This window comes from Chryseobacterium sp. T20 (assembly GCF_047345655.1).
Taxonomy (GTDB): Bacteria; Bacteroidota; Bacteroidia; order Flavobacteriales; family Weeksellaceae; genus Chryseobacterium.
Window position 1 is genome coordinate 166,385 of the sequence record NZ_JBLFDU010000010.1, and the last position, 18,704, is coordinate 185,088.

Sequence of the window (18,704 nt, forward strand, 5' to 3'; positions counted from 1 at the left end):
GGAGTGCAAATATACGACATTGAACACTCCTTTGTCAAGTATTATTTACAATCAAATATAAAACCGTGATTTTACGGGGATTTCCAAGGCATAAAAAGAGTATTTTTGGAAAAATTAAAATTCATTATGGAATCTGTAAGTAAAATATACTTCATTGATAATCCGTATCCTAATGGTCACAAAATTGAAACTTTCAACTGGAGCGGAAGAATTGATGAATATGGATTTATCTGGTTTGATTTTCATTTAAAAACTGAAAATTATTACGCCAATGATGATGAAAACAGTGAAGAAGACGACGAAGATCTGTCCGACTGAGACTCCAAAATCGTGTGGGGAAACTACCATGCCTGTACACTTTCGTCCAACTATTGGGGTGAACAAAGAGGGATTAGAATTAACAATCTTGATGAAAAACTGGACTTCGATACCGTTGTTAAAAATGATCTTTTCAGTAATGATCTCCCTTCTGAACACCATTTTGATGATGATGACCTTGCCTTCAACATCTATCTGCTAGGACATGACAGCTGTGCAGGGCACCAGATCCGGTTTTCAAAAACAGACAATAACAACTATGATATTACATGGACGGGTAAAATAGCATTGATCTATGCTGGTGATGACGAGTTTTCGCATGATTTCAAAGCGCAGATTTTCAATGCTGAATTTGAAGGTTTTCATTATCCCAAAACATGGTCACTAGAAAAAGCAACAGAAATGTTCAAAGCCAGACTTGCCAATTTTGAAGAGTATGAATTTGTAGATCTGAATCCTAAAAGTAACAAAAGGGAGTATAAACTCGACAAACTAAAGTAATAACACTATAAAAACAACAAATTAAAAAATTATCATTATGAGTAAATATTCAATTGAAGCATTTATCAACGAAACGAAAGAGAATCCGCAGCAAAGAGATTATTTTGAGCTGGAAACGAAACATCTTCTGGAAATCAATCTTAATAATCAGGCAGTATGGACCAAAAGAGGAAGTATGGTAAGCTATGTGGGAAATATCAATTTTGAAAGACAGGGAATGCTGTCCGGAGGACTTGGAAATCTTTTGAAGAAAGCGATCAGCGGTGAAGGTGCCAAGCTAATGAAAGCAGAAGGAACAGGAAAACTATATGTAGCCGATTCCGGGAAGAAAGTCCGTATCCTCTATCTGAATAATGAATCTGTATGTGTAAACGGAAATGATATTCTTGCCCATGAACAAAGCGTAAAAAGTGATATCACCATGCTGAAAAGTATTGCAGGAATGATGTCCGGAGGGCTTTTTCAGGCAAAACTTTCAGGAACGGGACATATTGCCATTACCACCCATGGTGATCCTTTAACTTTACTTGTAACTCCTGACACTCCTGTGTTTACAGATCCTAATGCCACAGTTGCATGGTCTGGAAACCTAAGCCCGGAACTGAAAACGAATGTTTCTTTCAAAAGCCTTATCGGCAGAGGAAGCGGTGAAGAGTTTCAGATGAAGTTCTCAGGGCACGGATGGGTACTGATTCAACCGTATGAAGAGGTATACTATATGGAAAAATAAAACAGACAAATTATAGAATTGATTTAAAATATTCGTAATCATTAAAATGCAGCCAATGAAGACCCTTATCAAGCTATTTTTCGCAGTCATTATACTTCCCAACCTAATGATTGCTCAGACTTCAAAGAAAAATTACGAATATTCTATAGATCTTCTTCATATGTCCAATGATGAAGTCCGGGTATCTTTTTCGCCTCCAAAGAACAATCTTAAACAGGGCAAATTTATCATTCCCAAACTGGTACCCGGGTTTTATCAGGCTATGAATTTCGGACAATATGTTTCTGATTTCACAGCCACCGATAAAAACGGTAAAAAAGTAGTAACCGAACGTCTGGATAAAAACAGCTGGATGGTACATGATCTTAACCGTGTAAAGAAAATATCTTATCAGGTAGCTGACGGATGGGACTCTCTGGAAAAAGAATCTAATGAAGCCAGATCTGCCGGCAGTATGTTTATAAAAGACAGCGTTTTTGTCATCAACTATAATTCTTTAGTGGGATATTTTGAAGAAATGAAAGATATTCCTTATCAGATTACCATTTCCAAGAACAAGGATTTTTATGCTTCTTCTGCTTTAGATTATCAACAGAAAAATAAAAATACGGATATGGTTTGGGCAAAGGACTACCGTGAATTGGTAGATTCTCCCGTTTTATATTCTGTTCCTGATACCACTTGGCTGAAAATAGGTCATACCAAAGTACTTGTATCATTCTACAACAAAAAGGAAAGACATTACTCCAAAACAATTGCCCACGAAATAGAAAACATCCTGAAAAATCAGCAGGCTTATCTTGGCGGAACATTACCTGTCAACAAATATGCTTTTCTGATTTATTATGAATCTTCCAATGAGAATGGATTTTTAGGAGATGGACTTGAACATTCCCACTCTACGGTCTGCCTATACCGTTCCGGAAGTATGAAGTTTCTTCCGAATGCTCTGAACAGAGTGGCTTCTCACGAGTTTTTCCATGTTGTTACCCCACTCAACATTCATTCAGGAGAAATTCAGCATTATGATTTCCTGAATCCCGTTATGTCCCAACACCTTTGGTTATATGAAGGGATGACGGAATATGCTACCATTCATATGCCTATCAAACAAAAAATGATCAGTCTGGAAGATTTTGAAAAAAGCCTGGAAGAAAAGATCAATGGCATGAAAGCATTTGACAACACTCTATCTTTAACAGAAATGAGTAAAAAATCTATGGAAAGACAGGATCAGTATATGAACTTTTATATGAAAGGAGCATTGCTCGGGTTATGTCTGGATATAAGGCTAAGAGAACTTTCTAACGGTAAAACAGGAACTCAGGATCTGATGCAGATGCTTATGAAAAAATATGGAGCGGGTAAATATTTTAATGATGATGAGCTTTTTGATGAAATTACAAAAATGACTTACCCTGAAATACGTATTTTTTTCAAAGATTATGTAGAGGGTACTCAACCCATTCCTTTGAAAGAATACCTGGGAAAAGCAGGATTCAACTATGACGAAACTAATGGAAAAGTAACTCCTGTTTCCAATCCCGATTCAAAACAGATTGCATTAAGAAAAGCCTGGATCAATCAATAATTTTTTACGCATATAATAAAATATGTAAAAAAAATATAAATGATCAAAATAGAGAAAAAAGCGAAAATTAATAACCTATACATCAACAATTCCAAAATCATTCAACTTTAAAATCCAACAACCCACAAATTCTTACCAACTACCTCTATTACTTCATTATCCTATTATCTATCACTTTATCGGGATTTACAAAAGTTTTAATATATTTAAGAAAAAAATAGATGAACAATAGTAACTCCCGCAGAAACTTTCTTAAGACAGCAGCTTTAGCAAGCTTTGGAGCATTGGTTTTACCCAATTCTTTATTTGCTTATTCCAATGATTTTAAAACAGATAAAAAAGTCCGCGTCGGTTTTATCGGTGTAGGTCTTCGTGGTCAGGAGCATGTAAAATTACTGGCAAAACGTAATGATGTAGAGATTGTAGCATTTGCAGATCCGGAGAAAAGAATGCTTGCCGCGTCTCAAAAAATCTTAAAAGACAACAATAAACCGGCTGCTCAGGAGTTTTCCAACGGAGAATATGACTATCGAAATCTTTTAAAATTAAAAACAATAGACGCTGTTGTCATTGCAACTCCATGGGAATGGCACCTTACTCAAGGAGTGGAAGCTATGCGCGCTAAAAAAATTGTGGGCATGGAAGTTTCCGGAGCGATAAAGCTTCAGGACTGCTGGGAATTTGTAAAGGTATATGAGGAAACGAAAGTTCCTATCTTTATGATGGAAAACGTGTGTTACCGCAGAGATATTATGGCCATCCTGAATATGGTCCGCAAGGGAATGTTCGGGGAACTGGTACATGGAAGAGGCGGTTATCAGCATGATCTGAGAGGTGTTCTTTTCAATGATGGAGTTAATCCGTACAATTCCGGGGCTGAATTTGGAGAAAAAGGATTCAGTGAAGCAAAATGGAGAACCGAACATTATGTAAAACGTAATGGAGAGCTTTATCCTACCCATGGATTAGGTCCGGTTGCCATGATGATGGATATCAACAGAGGAAATCGTTTAACGAGGCTTTCTTCATTCTCATCAAAATCTGTAGGCCTTCATAAGTATATTGTTGAACATCCAAAAGGAGGAGAAAACCATCCTAGCGCCAAAGTAAAATTCAACCAGGGAGATATTGTAACCACACAGATTGCCTGTGCCAATGGAGAAACTATTCTTCTTACTCATGATACAAGTTTGCAGAGACCATATGATCTTGGCTTCAGAGTTCAGGGAACTGAGGGATTGTGGCAGGATTTCGGATGGGGAGATTTCAACCAGGGACACATCTATTTTGAAAAAACAATGAACCATACCCACCGTTGGGATAATACTGAAAAGTGGATGAAAGAATATGATCATCCGATGTGGAAGAAGTTTGAAACTACTGCTGCAGGAGCCGGGCATGGAGGAATGGACTTCTTTGTGATGAATACCTTTATTGAATGTATCAAGCGAAATATAGAATTCCCGATGGATGTATATGATCTTGCCTTGTGGTATTCCATTACCCCATTAAGTGAAGAGTCTATTGCCAAAGGCGGTCAGGTGGTTGATATCCCTGATTTTACCAATGGAAAATGGAAAACCCGTAAACCTGTATTTGGAATGACCGATGAGTTCTAGGAAAACATTACTCATATTAGCAGGCGGATTAGGCAGCAGGTATAAAGGACTTAAGCAGATAGACGGAATACTTGATAACGGTTCGCCGATTCTTGAGTATTCTATCTTTGATGCTCTGGAAGCCGGTTTCCAAAAAATAGTTATTATTGTCAACAAACTGATTCCTGAAAGTTATATTGAAAGACTCAACGGCATTTCAAAAGCTAAAAATTTTGAGTTGCTTTGGGTATATCAGGAGATAGACACCATTCCTATTTCACTGGAAGGCTTTGATTATCCCGATCGTGAGAAGCCATGGGGAACTGCTCATGCCGTACTTTGCGCCAAATATTCAATACAGGAACCTTTTGTGATGATCAATGCAGATGATTTCTACGGAAAAGAAGCCTATCAACTGGCTGCCCATGAAATTAACCATCATTATATTTCAGATACACAATTAGGGATGATTGCTTATCCTGTTGGTACAACATTGAGTGGTAACGGTGCTGTAGCAAGAGGAATATGTACGTTGGATGCTGAAAATTATCTGATCAAAGTAGAGGAGCAAACTTCTATTCAAAAGATCAATCATTCCATTATTTATGTTGAAAACGGAGAAAATATAAAATTAGATCCCGAAACATTGGTATCCATGAACTTTTTTATTTTCCATCCTCATATTTTCTGTTATCTGGAAGCCTATTTCTATGATTTCATCGAATCTGATCCACTGCCCCATCAGGAATTTTATATTCCTTCCGCAGTACAAAAAATGATGACCGAAAACAGAGTAAAAGTAAAAGTGAAAGCATCTCCATCCCGATGGATGGGAGTTACCTATGCTGACGATAAAAAGGAAATTATAGATTTTCTGACTTCAGAGATTAAAAATAACAGATACCCGGAAGATTTATGGAGCTAAATGATATTGTTGCAGAATTTATCACTACTGATAATTACGAACTCACTTCTATTACTGATGGATTGATCAATACAACCTATCTTTTGGAAAATAAAGATCAAGGGAAAAAGTTTATTCTGCAGAAAATCAACAATCATGTTTTTAAACAGCCGGAAGTGGTCGTTAATAACCATTTAATGATTAATGAAGTTCTCAGATCAAATAATTATCAATTTGAAATTATAGAACCTATTCCTTCTCTTACCGGCAAAATTCTGGTAAAAGATAAAAATGGTCAGCCATGGCGTATGCTAAGTTTTGTGGAAAACAGCATTACATTCCTTACTGCTCCATCTTTACAGACCGCTTTTGATGCGGCTAAAACCTTCAGTTATTTTCTAAACACGGTAAATACTGAAAAACTACCTGCCATTCAAGATTCTCTTCCCAATTTCCTCAATTTTGAGAAGAGGGTTGCAGATTATAAAGACTCCCTAAAAAATGCAGAGCCTTATTTAAAAGAAAACGCCAAGGCTGAAATAGAAATCACTAATCAGCTTTTGTCCTTACCTGACCGATGGATTGAAATGGAAAAAAACAACCAGATTCCTAAAAGAATTATTCATGCCGATGTAAAAATCAGTAATATTCTCTTTGATCAGAATCATAACCCGTTAGCTGTGATAGATCTGGATACTATGATGATTTCTACTATTCTGTATGATTTTGGAACCATGATTCAGTCTTACACCAATACAACACAGGAAGATGATGGAACTGCTCAAAACAATTTCAATCCTGAAATGTATAAGGTTGTAAAAGAGGGATTTTTATTTCATTTAAAAGAAAAGCTGACGCCTGAAGAATCTGAGAATCTTGATTATGCGGCACAAGTCGCCATTTATATTCAGGAACTTCGCTTTTTAACGGATTATCTTAACGGAAGCACCTACTATTCTATCATGCATCCTGAACACAATCTGGACAGGACAAAAAACCAGCTGGAACTGTTGAAGGGATTGAGAGAATACTTGGGAGCTTAATGGGTTTGAGAGTCGGAGAGTTTGAGGGTTGAGTTTGTAAGTGCATAAATTCCTACGAAATGGGCAGATAGGACGCTTTACTTACCTATGTACTTTGCCATTTTGTAAGAATGTGTTTTTACTCTCTTATTCTCAAACTCTCCCACTCTCAAACCCTAAAACCCCACCCCATTCTCAACTCAAAAACCCCAGAATCACTCTCCACTCTTCCAGCTTCTTTTCAAAAGAAACGGTATGAAGCGGACTTGTAGAAGGCAATAAAAAAATGGGCAGTTTATAATCTTTCCCGAGCAGTTTCTGTAAGTTCTTGTATGACTTTCCGCCGTTGCAGAAAACAGCTTTTACATTTGGATGTTTTTCCAAAAGTTCAGCAATCTGATTGGCTTCTTCGTTTCTGATTTCAGAATCCAGGCTTCCTTTTCTCTCACAGGAATCAATGACATCCCACAGGGCAATATGATGTTTCCTGATAATTTCCATTCTTTGAGTGTAATTATCAGTAAATTCTTCGTGCAGCAATTCAAAAATAATTTTCCAGAATTTGTTCTGAGGATGGGCATAATATTGTTGCTTTTCCAACGATTTCACTCCGGGAATTGAGCCTAGAATCAGAATTTCAGATTGGGTATCAATAATGGGTAAAAATGAAGAAATACGGTTTTGCATCTTCAAATATATTGATTTTATTGCTCACAGATTATGAAGCTGGAAGTTACTGTTAGTCTCACCATTTATAGAGGTCATCATACATTAATGATATCACCGTTTAAAAAAGATGAAAATATGGAAAAAACTATTCATTACAACCTCCATAGCTTCCTTCTTCAATTTCCCAGCTTCCAGCTTCCAACTCACTCTTATCTTAAGCTCAGCTTATGTTAGGTTTTGGCTGAAGCCATTGGATTATTCATTATAAAAAAAGCGGGCTAAAGCCCGCTCCTATTGATATTTTATATTGTTTGTCTATAAAGTTTCCTTCAACCAGTCGAAGAATTCTCTCTGCCATACCAATCCGTTTTGAGGATGAAGTACCCAGTGGTTTTCGTTCGGGAAGTACACCAGTTTAGATTTTAATCCTCTTAACTTTGCAGCCTGGAAAGCTTCCTGCCCCTGCTCGTAAGGAACACGGAAATCAATTCCTCCCTGAACAATCATGATAGGTTTGTTCCATTTTTCTACAAAGTTGCTTGGGTTGAATTCTGTATAGGCTTTTGGAAGTGGTTTTTCCCATGGAGAACCAAGATCCCAGTTTGCAAACCACAATTCTTCCGTAGTCAGATACCAGGATTTCATATCAAATAAACCATCATGAGCAATGAATGTTTTGAATCTGTTCTCATGGATTCCAGCTAACATAAATACACTGTATCCTCCATAACTAGCTCCTACAGCTGCTACTCTGTCACCATCTACATAAGGTAAAGTTTTCGCAAAATCTGTTGCTGCCAGATAGTCTCTCATTGGCTGTCCACCCCAGTCTTTTGAAATCTCTTCGTTCCATTTTGTTCCCCAACCTGGCATCCCTCTTCTGTTTGGAGCCACTACGATATAATCGTTAGCAGTCATAAGAGCAAAGTTCCATCTTACACTGAAATATTGAGTAAGCGCAGACTGCGGTCCACCCTGGCAGTATACCAAAGTAGGATATTTTTTGTTCGGGTCAAAGTTCGGTGGATAGTGGAACCACACGCCCATTTCTTTACCGTCTGAAGTCTTCACCATTTTAAGTTCAGATTTCCCCTGAGCTAACTTAGCGTATGTTTCTTTGTTCGCTTCAGTTACCTGCTTCATTTCTCCGTTTTTAACGTTTACAGAGAATAATTCTGTAGCATGGTTTACGTCTGTTCTTCCTACTAAAAGTGAAGTTTTATTGTCTGTAAAGATTTCGTTGACGTCAAAATCTCCTTTGGTAATCTGCTGTACTTTTGCTGATTTTGAATCCAAAGCAAAAAGCTGTTTTGTTCCTCTGAATGCTGCTGTGAAGTAGATCGTTTTTGAATCTGCTCCCCAAAGCACGTCCCCTGAAACGCTTTCGTCCCAACCTGAAGTAAGATTAGTCGTCTTTCCTGACTTCCAGTCTAAGATTTTCACATCATTTTTATCTGCTTCATATCCGTCTCTGGCCATACTCTGCCAGATTAAAGATTTTCCATCCGGGCTGAACTTAGGGTTTACATCATATCCTTTGTTGGATTCTGTAAGGTTTTTGGTAGTCCCTGATGCCAGATCGTAAGCAAAGATATCTGTATTGGTGCTTGTAGAATATTCTTTACCACTTTTAGGTTTTGTAACATATAAAAGCTGTGCAGAATCCGGGCTCCAGATAAAGTCTTCAGCACCACCGAAAGGTCTTTGAGGAGAATCCCATGTTTTGCCTTCCAAAAGATCTTTTGCTCCTTCTACTTTATCAGCTGTATTTACAACAAATACATGGTTGTATTTTCCTTCATTGAAGTAATCCCAGTGTCTGTGATTCAGGTCTGTGTATACCTGAGCCGTCGTTTTAGGAGTATCGCTGAATTTATCTTTCCCCATTACTTTTTCTACCAATACCTGCTTGCTGAAAGCAATTTTCTTCCCGTCCGGAGAAATTACGATATTGTCCGCTTCACCGATGGTATAAAATTCTGTCCAGGTTTTTCCGGCATCTTTAGAAAGATAGATTTTATCTCCTTCCTGAGCGTAGATTCCGTTTTTATCCCACTGAATAAGGGCTTTTTTTCCGAAATCAATTTTGGAAGACTGGTTATTAAGAACATTTAGAAAATAGTTCTCGCTTTTCGTTTTCTCTGTTTTCAGGTCTACCTGTCCTACTTTGTAGATAAGAGAACCCTGATCTGGTGAAACTGCCTGTACCCCAACTTTTTTCAAAGTCCAAAGAATTTCAGGCGTCATTACTTGTTGTGCATTCATTAAAAGCGGAGCTGCCAAAGCCAGCAGGCTGTACTTAAGTTTCATATGTTGATATTCATTTTTAACGGATGTATAAAACCAGTTGATTTCCTACATCCTTTTATTAAATTCAAAGATTGCCAAAGTTAATATTTAAAATAAAGATGGACGAAAGAATTAACATTAAAATTCTTTTTTCATTGATAAATTCTCTTCGGGGAAAACACCTAATTTTTAAATATGGGGATTTTCTCTGTTACTCAGCGTATCTCAAATACTGAAATTTACAATATCAGACGTCCGATATTATCAATAATAACCCAATTAAAATTTTACATTATGAGCACACCAGACACAGGAGATTTTAAAGCAACGCGTGTAGATGCAGGCGCCCCTAATCTTTGGCACGTACACGAAGGTCATTTCAAGTATGGATCCATAAAGGAAACAAGAGTCAATTTTGCAGGCAGAACCCTTGAACAGATTTTGGCAAAAATTGCAGAAAATGAACCCATAAATGCCCCTTACACGAAAACAGACAATCAAGTACGGACTTATGAAGACTGTATAAAATGGATTAAAAAGAACTGTTAAAAAAAGAATAGGCTGCCAGTTTGGGCAGCCTATTGTATAAGATCGTTATTGATATTTTAATCTCCATCCGAGAACATTGAATTCGCCAGTGAAGTTACGATTGACAATAATATACTGAAGATAAATGCCCACCAGAAACCATCTACCACCATACTGTCTATGAAGTAGTCTGCAATCAGGACAATTGCGGCATTAATTACCAGGGCAAAGAATCCTAAGGTAAGAATGGTCAACGGAAGGCCGAACAGACTTAAAATAGGCTTTACAAATATGTTAAGAACCCCAAGCACAATAGCAAAGATAATGGCTGAAGAAAATCCTTCAAACTGTACTCCCGGTAAGATTTTAGTTAAAAGATAAGCAACAATTGCCGTAATAAATAGTCGGATAATTAAGTTCATTGTGATATTTTTTAATGTTTATGGGGTTTGTCGAGCAAAAGCTATTCCATTTCGGAAAAAAGAATGCTTTGAAACCCTTTATTGAAGGAATATTTTGTCTTTTATTTCCTTTTAATCTCTTATTTTATTTTCATCATGGTAACTAATGAAGTGGCCACATGACTTTCAGAATCAGAACCTTCGGTCTGAACATAGATTTCTGTTCTCACCACAACAATTTTTCCTCCCCCTTTGATAACATAAGATTTTGAAACCAAAGCATCGCCCATGGCTGGACGAAGGTAGTTCACTTTCAATTCAACGGTCACTACATAACAGTCTTCCGGATAATGGCTCACAGCAGCATATCCTGAAGAAACATCCACCAGAGAGGCGATCATTGCACCATTGAACATTCCTGCTTTTCGGGTCATCATTTCCATTTTAGGGATTTTCATGGAGATAAAATCGGTTTCTACTTCCAGCAGTTCTGCTTTATAAAACTGTAAGGTTTCCGAACGGCCAAAGCTGTCTGTAATGAGTTTCTTTTTTTCTGGTGTCATGAATTTTATTTTAAACAAAGGTAAGTGCTACAGGCTTTTTTATCTCAATGATCTTTAATTTTTTCATTAAAAAGCCGCTCCATACATATGAAACGGCTTCTTTTCAAGGTTTTTAACCCTTCTTACACAACAAACGATAACTTTTCAGATGAACCTGACGCTTTCAGATGATGATCTTCCTTGATCATATCGGCTGCTTTTTCACCAATCATAATGGTAGGTGCATTGGTATTTCCGGAAACCACATCCGGCATAATGGATGCATCTGCTACCCTTAGTCCTTTTATTCCGTATACTCTCAGTCTCGGATCTACTACAGAATGGCTGTCGATTCCCATTTTACAGGTTCCGGTCATATGATGATAGGTGGAACATGATTTTTTGATATAATCAATCACTTCTTCTTTTGTTTTTCCTTCTCCGGGATAGATTTCACCGTCATTCCATTCTTTCATAACTTCTGTTCTTCCCATTTCACGGCATATTTCAACGCATTGATAAAGGGCTTCCAGATCTGATTCTTCAGAAAGATACATCGGATTAATTTCCGGTGATACAGAAGGATCGGAAGAAGCCAGTTTGATATATCCTTTACTGGCTGGTCTTATAAATCCTGCACAGAATGTAAAAGCATTTTCGGGCCCTGTGAATCCCGGGCTGTAGTAAGGAAGTCCCATAAACAAAGGCTGAAGATCCGGGAAAACCATTTCTTCTTTGCTTTTCCAGAATAACTGAGCTTCCAATAAATTAGCTTCCGGAGCGGGAATTTCTTTTTTAGCTTTAAAAATAACACTGGTCAGCAGGTGATCCTGAAGGTTTTTCCCAACTCCTTTCAGGTCTTTTACCACTGGGATTCCTACTGACTCCAATTCCTGTCGATCACCAATTCCGGAAAGCATCAGAAGTTTGGCAGATTCTATGGTTCCACAGGATATAATCACTTCTTTTTCTGCTTCTACTTCTACTAATTCACCGTTTTTCAAATACTGAACTCCAATGCACTCGTTTTCTTCAAAAATCAGTTTCTGAGCCAACGCATTGGTATGAATATGCAGATTGGGTCTCGATTTCACAGGATCTAAGAATGCTTTTGCCGTAGAACATCTTTTATGGTCTTTTCCTACACTGAGATGGTTAAGACCTGCACCCCAGATTTCTTTGTTAAAATCATCTGTCAAAGGATAGCCCAATTCTTTACAGGCTTCAATAGCACTTATTGAAATGGCATTTGGGTGTTTGATACGGCTTACAAAAAGCGGCCCTTCCCCTCCATGAATGTCATCTGCACCTTCTTCATGGGTTTCTGATTTCTTAAAATAAGGCAGAACACTTTCCCAGTCCCATCCAACGCATCCTTTATAAGCCCAACTATCATAATCCTGCTGATGCCCTCTGATGTAGATCATTCCATTGATGGAGCTTGAACCACCTAATGTTTTACCGCGAGGCCAGTATCTTGTATTTCCTCCTGCATATTCCTGTGCTACGGTATGATAGGCCCAGTCTCTTTCGGTATTCCATATAGTGGGCCAGCCGGCCTGTTCTTCAACCTCAGCAACTTTATCATCGGGACCTGCCTCCAGTAAAAGGACATTTATATTTTCGTTTTCACTTAATCTGTTGGCTATTACAGCGCCTGCCGAACCGGATCCGACAATTATAAAATCGTATTTCATGAGTTCTAACTTTATTTTTTAATGCTGATGACTTTAGGAACTGTAACTGCTTTTAATCCTTCTATTCCGAATTCTACTCCATAGCCGGATTGTTTTGCACCTCCGAAGGGAACAAACGGGTGAATAGCGCCATGCTGATTGATCCAAACCGTTCCTGCTTCCAATTGTGCAGCGACTTTCTGGGCTTCGTCAAGATCATCACTCCAAACGGAAGCTCCCAGCCCGTTTTCTGAATCATTGGCTTTGCTGATAGCTTCTTCCAATGTTTTATACTTAATAATTGGCAGCACAGGGCCAAACTGTTCTTCATTTACAATTCTGTCTCCGTTATCTACATTTCCAACCAGAGTTACGGGAATAAAATAGCCTTCCAGATCAGGTTTCTGTCCTATGAATATAAAGTCTGCCCCCACATTTTCAGCATCAAGAATCAGATCCTGAATCTTATCATACTGCATTTTATTCTGGATAGGCCCTAAAACGCTGGATTCATCAGCTCCATTCCCCATCGGAATATTGGAAGAGTACTCTGCCAACGCCTTTACAACTTTTTCATAGTCATTTTCATGAACGTATAACCTTTTTAAGCAGGCACAGGTTTGTCCCATATTCAGAAACGCTCCCCAGAAAATTCCATCAATATACTTGGAGACATCAAGCCCAGGTAAAATAATTCCTGCATCATTTCCTCCACATTCAAGGGTTAATCGGGCCATATTTTTAGCAGAAGCTTCAATGACTCTTTTTCCTGTAGCAATGGAACCTGTAAACATAATTTTCCCAATTTCCGGATGTGAGGTAAGGTAACCTCCAACATCTCCTTTTCCTGTAACCACTTGTAAAATATCCTCAGGAAGTACACTGTTGATCACTTTTATCATTTCCAGACTGCAGAAAGTGGTATATTCAGAAGGTTTAATGATGACTGCATTTCCCATTCTCAATGAAGGAATAATCTGCCAGATAGCGATCATCAGAGGCCAGTTCCAGGGAGCAATGGCAGCTACTACTCCAATCGGGTTTCTGTATAAAATATCTTTTCGGGTGTCGTCTTCGAAAACAATTTCTTCGGGTAAATCCAGAGATGCAGGAACTTGTGTCCAGCCAACGCAAGCCTGCATTTCAAAATTAGCTCCAGGACCATTCAACGGTTTTCCCTGCTCGCGGGTGATCCATTCTGCAAGGTGTTTTGAATTTTGCTGTAGAGCTTCCGCTACTTGTAATAAAATCTCTTTTCTTTCCGCATCCGGTCTTGCTGACCATAGTTTCTGGGCTTTTTTTGCTTTCTTAATTTTAGCATCAATCTCCTCACGGGAAGTATTGGTTACTTCGCCTATAACCTCTAAGGTAGAAGGATTTAGGGATAAAAACCGGGTATCTGGAGTATGGGTTTCTTTGACTGCTGATGTATTTTCCATTGTTTTAAATTATTTTGTATTTTACGTAGTTCGAAAATGGCAATAACATGATATAAATCATTTACCTATTCTCTATTTTTTTTAACCTAAACTCTACCTATCATGGAAAAGATCGAAGAAAGAACTGTTTTCAGCATTCCTTTTGGTGAATTGAATGTATTTGAAACGAATGTAGTTTGTCATGATTTTCCTTTCTATTTTGAAAAGCCTGTCATCACGCTGATGTTGAGTGGCAATAAGATTATTCGCAGTGAGGATGAAACTTTTGAGTTTAATGAAAGAAGTGTATTTATTCCGCCCTGCAATAAAGAACTGAGCATAGATATCCATCCCATTTTCAAAGAACCCACGAAATGTCTGGTATTGGATATTGAACAGGAATATATTGACAGTGTATTTTCTGAAGTGATTGAAAACTGGCATCCGGATTGGGACAGAACGGGAATAATGATGAAAGAAAATGCAGTGAAAAAGTTCGTAAGCTCGGATGAGTCTTTATGGAGAAGCCTTACCAATCTTTATAACAGAAGAATTGACGGAAATCTTCATAATACCTCGGATTTTCTTTTAAGCTTAAGCCTGAAAGAACTGATTTATGAGCTGATGAAGACCAATGCAAAGCATATCCTGCTCCATTCTGACAATACAGCAACTATGCAGAACGGACTTCAGGAAGTGGTTCATTTTATCAAACAAAATTACCGAGAACCGATTACCATCAAGAAACTGGCTGTGATTGCAGGAATGAGTGAAGCCAATCTGTTTAAAAAGTTTAAGCATTCTTACAACTGTACTCCCGTAGAATATATTATCCAGTTGAGAATAGAACACGCCAAGCAGCTTTTGATCAGCAATCCAGAAATTGGAATAAAAAATATATGTTTTGAATCCGGTTTTAATACCTTGGAATATTTTTATAGAAAATTCACTCAGATCACCGGAAAATCACCGAAAAAATTTAAAATAGATTGATAGATAAAGTTGGAAGATGGAAGCGAGAAGATGGAGGTTAGTACGATTCTTTTTATTTCTGGCAGTTATCATTATTCAATAAAGTAATCATCTTATGTATTATAAAAAAGTGTTTGTTATTTTAAGTCTTTTCTTATGCTGTATTTTTCATGCGCAGACGCTGCATTTGTATGGTGGTGCAGATCAGACTCAATATTTGGGATGCTTAAATTGTGATAATTTTGATAAAAATTCGATATGGAATAAGTTCAGTGATTATGGAAATACATTGAGTTCAAAATCTATCTGGAATACCTATGGAAACTACGGAAGCACTTATGGACCTTACTCTCCGTGGAATACTTATGCTTCTTATCCGCCTGCAATTCTGGATCAGGATGGAAATTTCTTTGGGTTTCTTACATTGAATCCTTATAAATCTGAAAGGTCTGAGCTGGACCTTGCAATGATTTTATGTAAGCATCATGAGGAGATTAAGAGTGATGTTGGGGCTTGGTATGAGAGGTTGTTCCGGTAAAACCACCCAGTCAAAAATTCTTTGAATATTTGTAAGTAAAGTAAAAATAGTGACTGCATAGAAAAGTATAAGGTTAGATTCCTGCGGAATGACAAATACAACGCACAGTTTATCCGTACAGTTTGTCATTCTGAAAGAAACTATGTCTAATAGGTTGGAAAACGCAAAGGCGCTAGTTTTGTCCTAAGCTCTATGTTGTAAGGCGCAAGGATTTTTATCTCCGATAAAATGGATTATGGTTACATGATAGCTAGAAAATTGTAAGGTGGGATTCTTTCAGAATGACAAATACAACGCATAGTTTATCCATACAGTTTGTCATTCCGTAGGAATCCAGATATAAAATAATCTATACGCTTAACTCAGTATTGAAAAATCACGGGTTCGAATCCCGTATTCTCCACTAAACGGTAATACTTAATTTATTTGTCACAGATTTTTATCCTCTCACGGATTGAGTGGATTGGACAGATGTTTAGATTAAACTCAAAATCAGCTCAATTGTACCTGGAAATCATCACTTAAAGTCAAAACACCTTCTGTGATCGCTTCCGCATGGGTAGAGAAGCCTTTTAATTTTGAAGTTTTTCCTTTTAACACCAGATCTAAAAGCTGTTTATCTGATAATTTTTTTCCGAAAATTTCAAAGGTAATTTTAAAGCCACAGTTTTTGAAATCGGAGCAGCCTACAGCGGTTTTCCCTTTGATCAGATTGTGTTCTTTACATTTCGGGCATTTTGTTTCTTCCCAGGACTGCAATTCTTTTTTCTGAGCAGGTTCTCTTTTTTTCTTCTCCTTTACTTCTTCTTTTTCTTCTTCCTGAAGAGTAATCACTTTTCCTTTTCCGTACACCACTTTTTCAGTGAGTTCTGTCACCATCTGAATCAGTTCTTCTTTGAAAAGATTGGCTTCATACTCTCCTTTTTCAATTTTACGAAGTTTGGATTCCCATTCTCCGGTCAATTCCGGGCTTTTTAACAGCTCGTCTTCGATGGTATCGATTAGCTGGATTCCGGTTTGAGTAGCGATGAGGTTTTTCCTTTTCTTCTCAATGTATTTTCTTTTGAAAAGGGTTTCGATGATGTTGGCACGGGTAGATGGTCTTCCAATCCCGTTGTTCTTCAGCATTTCACGCAGTTCTTCATCTTCTACCTGTTTTCCGGCAGTTTCCATCGCTCTCAGCAATGTTGCTTCGGTATAAGGTTTTGGAGGAGTCGTTTTTCCCTGGTGGATCATCGGATCGTGGGGTCCGGTTTCTCCTACAATAAATTCAGGGATCGTCTGTTCTTCCTCTTTTTCTTTTTCCTTATCGGTGGTTTCTTCTTTTGGTTCTTTGGCGTAAACGGCTCTCCATCCTGCTTCAAGAACCTGTCTTCCGCTGGTTTTGAAAGGAATGGTTCCTACTTTTCCCTCTACTAAAGTATTGGAAATTTTACATTCCGGATAGAAAACAGCAATGAAACGTTTTGCAATCAGATCATAAATCAGTTTTTCTTCCCTGCTCAAATTCTGAGAAGGTGGAATTTCCGTAGGAATGATGGCATGGTGATCGGTTACTTTTGTATCATCGAAAACAGCTTTTGATTTTGGAATCGGAGCTTCCAATAATGGAGCAATCAAATCCTGATACGGATACATTTTCTGAAGAATCCCTGTTATTTTCGGATATAAACTATCGGATAGATAAGTCGTATCAACACGAGGGTAAGTCACGTGTTTCTTTTCGTAAAGACTTTGAATATAATTCAGTGTATTTTCTGCTGAATATCCATATTTTTTATTGGCTTCAACCTGAAGTCCGGTCAAATCGAAAAGTCGTGGATTTTTTTCTTTTCCTTCTTTAATTTCGAAAGAAACGATCTCAAATGGATTGACTTTAAGATATTCCAATCCTTTCTCAGCACGCTCCAATGTTTTTAAACGATCGATCGCTGCATTGAAAATCACGTCACGGTATTTGGTTTTCAGTTCCCAATATTCTTCTGTGGTAAAGGCATCAATTTCTTTCTGACGCTGCACAAGCATTGCCAACGTTGGAGTTTGCACTCTTCCAATAGAAAGAACGGCTTTATTCCCTCCAAATTTTTTCGTAAAAAGTCTGGTAGCATTGATTCCCAGTAGCCAATCTCCTATGGCTCTGGCATTTCCAGCCAGATAAAGGTTTTTATAATCTTCTGCCGGTTTTAAACTGGCAAAACCTTCTTTAATGGCATCTTCCGTCAATGAAGAAATCCATAAACGCTGAATCGGCTTATTGCATTTTGCTTTCTGCAAGACCCAACGCTGAATGAGTTCTCCCTCCTGCCCGGCATCCCCACAATTAATGACTTCATCACATTCTTCTACTAATTTCTCGATTACTTTAAACTGATTTTCAACGCCTTTATTCGGGATCAGCTTGATTCCAAAGCTGTTGGGAATAATGGGTAATGAAAAGAGATTCCAGGATTTGAACTGTGGACCGTAGTCGTGGGGTTCTTTCAGGGTACAAAGGTGTCCGAACGTCCATGTTACGCAATAGCCGTTTCCTTCCATATAGCCTTGTTTAGACGTGGTAGCGCCCAATACTTTGGCGATATCTCTGGCAACACTGGGTTTCTCGGCAATACATAATTTCATGAACTCGGGTTTATTGAAGGAGTGCAAAAATCGGGAATTTTTTTGACTTTTCAAATTTCGTTGAATGTTGAGGTCTTAGAGTTGAGAAAGAGTAAATTACGTTTTGTATTCTTAAAGATGTAAAGTTTTACCATATAATTTATCAACTTATTTAAACACAAAGGTTATTGAATTCTATTATTTACTTGAGGGAGCAAAGAAATACGACTAAAGTCGCTGATGAAGCAAAAGGATAATCCACAAGCTTGGAAAGAATCAATTTCATTGATTCCATCTTTGCTCCCTTAGAATTTAAAAAAAGATATATTCAACTTTGCGTGGTAAGTTTGCAATAAATCATAAAGACTTAATTTTAAGAATAACCTTATTGGAAAAAGGAATAGGAAAC

The 18,704-nt window shown here is 37.8% G+C and carries 17 protein-coding genes; 10 read left to right on the top strand and 7 right to left on the bottom strand.

Features of this window, described 5'->3' with window-relative positions; all coding sequences use genetic code 11:
• Window positions 1-105: 105 nt before the first annotated feature.
• The 7 genes from ACMA47_RS19860 to ACMA47_RS19890 all read left to right on the top strand — a co-directional run bounded on the left by ACMA47_RS19860 (window position 106) and on the right by ACMA47_RS19890 (window position 6,685).
• Entirely contained in the window at window positions 106-318 is a 213-nt protein-coding gene (locus ACMA47_RS19860; RefSeq protein ID WP_413931177.1) for a hypothetical protein, read from the top strand.
• A 12-nt stretch (window positions 319-330) separates the two neighbouring features.
• The gene (locus ACMA47_RS19865; protein ID WP_413931178.1) at window positions 331-819 is read left to right on the top strand and encodes a hypothetical protein; all 489 of its coding nucleotides are present in this window, start codon (window positions 331-333) and stop codon (window positions 817-819) included.
• A gap of 37 nt (window positions 820-856) precedes the next feature.
• On the top strand, window positions 857-1,549 hold the full coding sequence (locus ACMA47_RS19870; protein WP_034696363.1) for an AIM24 family protein: 693 nt from the start codon (window positions 857-859) through the stop codon (window positions 1,547-1,549).
• 55 nt (window positions 1,550-1,604) lie between these two features.
• A complete protein-coding gene (locus tag ACMA47_RS19875; protein WP_413931179.1) occupies window positions 1,605-3,140 on the top strand; it encodes a hypothetical protein in 1,536 nt (511 codons plus the stop codon).
• Between the two features lie 221 nt (window positions 3,141-3,361).
• Complete coding sequence (locus ACMA47_RS19880) at window positions 3,362-4,759, top strand: Gfo/Idh/MocA family protein (RefSeq protein WP_062672061.1); 1,398 nt, start codon at window positions 3,362-3,364, stop codon at window positions 4,757-4,759.
• Window positions 4,749-5,663, top strand: a complete 915-nt coding sequence (locus ACMA47_RS19885; RefSeq protein ID WP_413931180.1) for a sugar phosphate nucleotidyltransferase — start codon at window positions 4,749-4,751, stop codon at window positions 5,661-5,663. The genes ACMA47_RS19880 and ACMA47_RS19885 overlap by 11 nt, the downstream gene beginning before the upstream one ends.
• Window positions 5,654-6,685 carry a phosphotransferase enzyme family protein gene (locus ACMA47_RS19890; RefSeq protein WP_413931181.1) on the top strand — a complete coding sequence of 344 codons (1,032 nt, stop codon included), beginning with the start codon at window positions 5,654-5,656 and terminating at the stop codon, window positions 6,683-6,685. Before ACMA47_RS19885 ends, ACMA47_RS19890 begins: the two co-directional genes overlap by 10 nt.
• A gap of 174 nt (window positions 6,686-6,859) precedes the next feature.
• Here the strand turns inward: ACMA47_RS19890 and ACMA47_RS19895 are convergent, their stop codons facing one another.
• Window positions 6,860-7,351 (bottom strand): DNA-deoxyinosine glycosylase, encoded by a 492-nt coding sequence (locus ACMA47_RS19895; protein ID WP_413931182.1) that lies wholly within the window; start codon window positions 7,349-7,351, stop codon window positions 6,860-6,862.
• A gap of 297 nt (window positions 7,352-7,648) precedes the next feature.
• Window positions 7,649-9,643: a prolyl oligopeptidase family serine peptidase gene (locus ACMA47_RS19900; RefSeq protein WP_413931183.1), complete on the bottom strand. Its 1,995-nt coding sequence runs from the start codon at window positions 9,641-9,643 to the stop codon at window positions 7,649-7,651.
• Between the two features lie 273 nt (window positions 9,644-9,916).
• Here ACMA47_RS19900 and ACMA47_RS19905 point away from each other — a divergent pair, with 273 nt between their 5' ends.
• Window positions 9,917-10,171, top strand: coding sequence for a hypothetical protein (locus ACMA47_RS19905; RefSeq protein ID WP_413931184.1), 255 nt, complete (start codon window positions 9,917-9,919; stop codon window positions 10,169-10,171).
• Between the two features lie 56 nt (window positions 10,172-10,227).
• Here ACMA47_RS19905 and ACMA47_RS19910 read toward each other — a convergent pair whose 3' ends face one another.
• From ACMA47_RS19910 to ACMA47_RS19925, 4 genes are all read right to left on the bottom strand, one after another.
• Window positions 10,228-10,572, bottom strand: coding sequence for a phage holin family protein (locus ACMA47_RS19910; protein WP_114821738.1), 345 nt, complete (start codon window positions 10,570-10,572; stop codon window positions 10,228-10,230).
• Window positions 10,573-10,691: 119 nt separating this feature from the next.
• Window positions 10,692-11,114: a PaaI family thioesterase gene (locus ACMA47_RS19915; protein WP_089690417.1), complete on the bottom strand. Its 423-nt coding sequence runs from the start codon at window positions 11,112-11,114 to the stop codon at window positions 10,692-10,694.
• Window positions 11,115-11,236: 122 nt separating this feature from the next.
• Window positions 11,237-12,790: a GMC family oxidoreductase gene (locus ACMA47_RS19920; protein WP_413931185.1), complete on the bottom strand. Its 1,554-nt coding sequence runs from the start codon at window positions 12,788-12,790 to the stop codon at window positions 11,237-11,239.
• Window positions 12,791-12,801: 11 nt separating this feature from the next.
• Window positions 12,802-14,208: an aldehyde dehydrogenase family protein gene (locus ACMA47_RS19925; RefSeq protein WP_413931186.1), complete on the bottom strand. Its 1,407-nt coding sequence runs from the start codon at window positions 14,206-14,208 to the stop codon at window positions 12,802-12,804.
• A 102-nt stretch (window positions 14,209-14,310) separates the two neighbouring features.
• Here ACMA47_RS19925 and ACMA47_RS19930 point away from each other — a divergent pair, with 102 nt between their 5' ends.
• Both ACMA47_RS19930 and ACMA47_RS19935 read left to right on the top strand, forming a co-directional pair.
• On the top strand, window positions 14,311-15,180 hold the full coding sequence (locus ACMA47_RS19930) for a helix-turn-helix domain-containing protein (RefSeq protein WP_413931187.1): 870 nt from the start codon (window positions 14,311-14,313) through the stop codon (window positions 15,178-15,180).
• A gap of 94 nt (window positions 15,181-15,274) precedes the next feature.
• Complete coding sequence (locus ACMA47_RS19935; RefSeq protein ID WP_413931188.1) at window positions 15,275-15,697, top strand: hypothetical protein; 423 nt, start codon at window positions 15,275-15,277, stop codon at window positions 15,695-15,697.
• A gap of 492 nt (window positions 15,698-16,189) precedes the next feature.
• On the opposite strand, the gene ACMA47_RS19940 is transcribed toward ACMA47_RS19935, so the two are convergent.
• Complete coding sequence (locus ACMA47_RS19940; RefSeq protein WP_413931189.1) at window positions 16,190-18,316, bottom strand: DNA topoisomerase 3; 2,127 nt, start codon at window positions 18,314-18,316, stop codon at window positions 16,190-16,192.
• Window positions 18,317-18,704 lie beyond the last annotated feature (388 nt).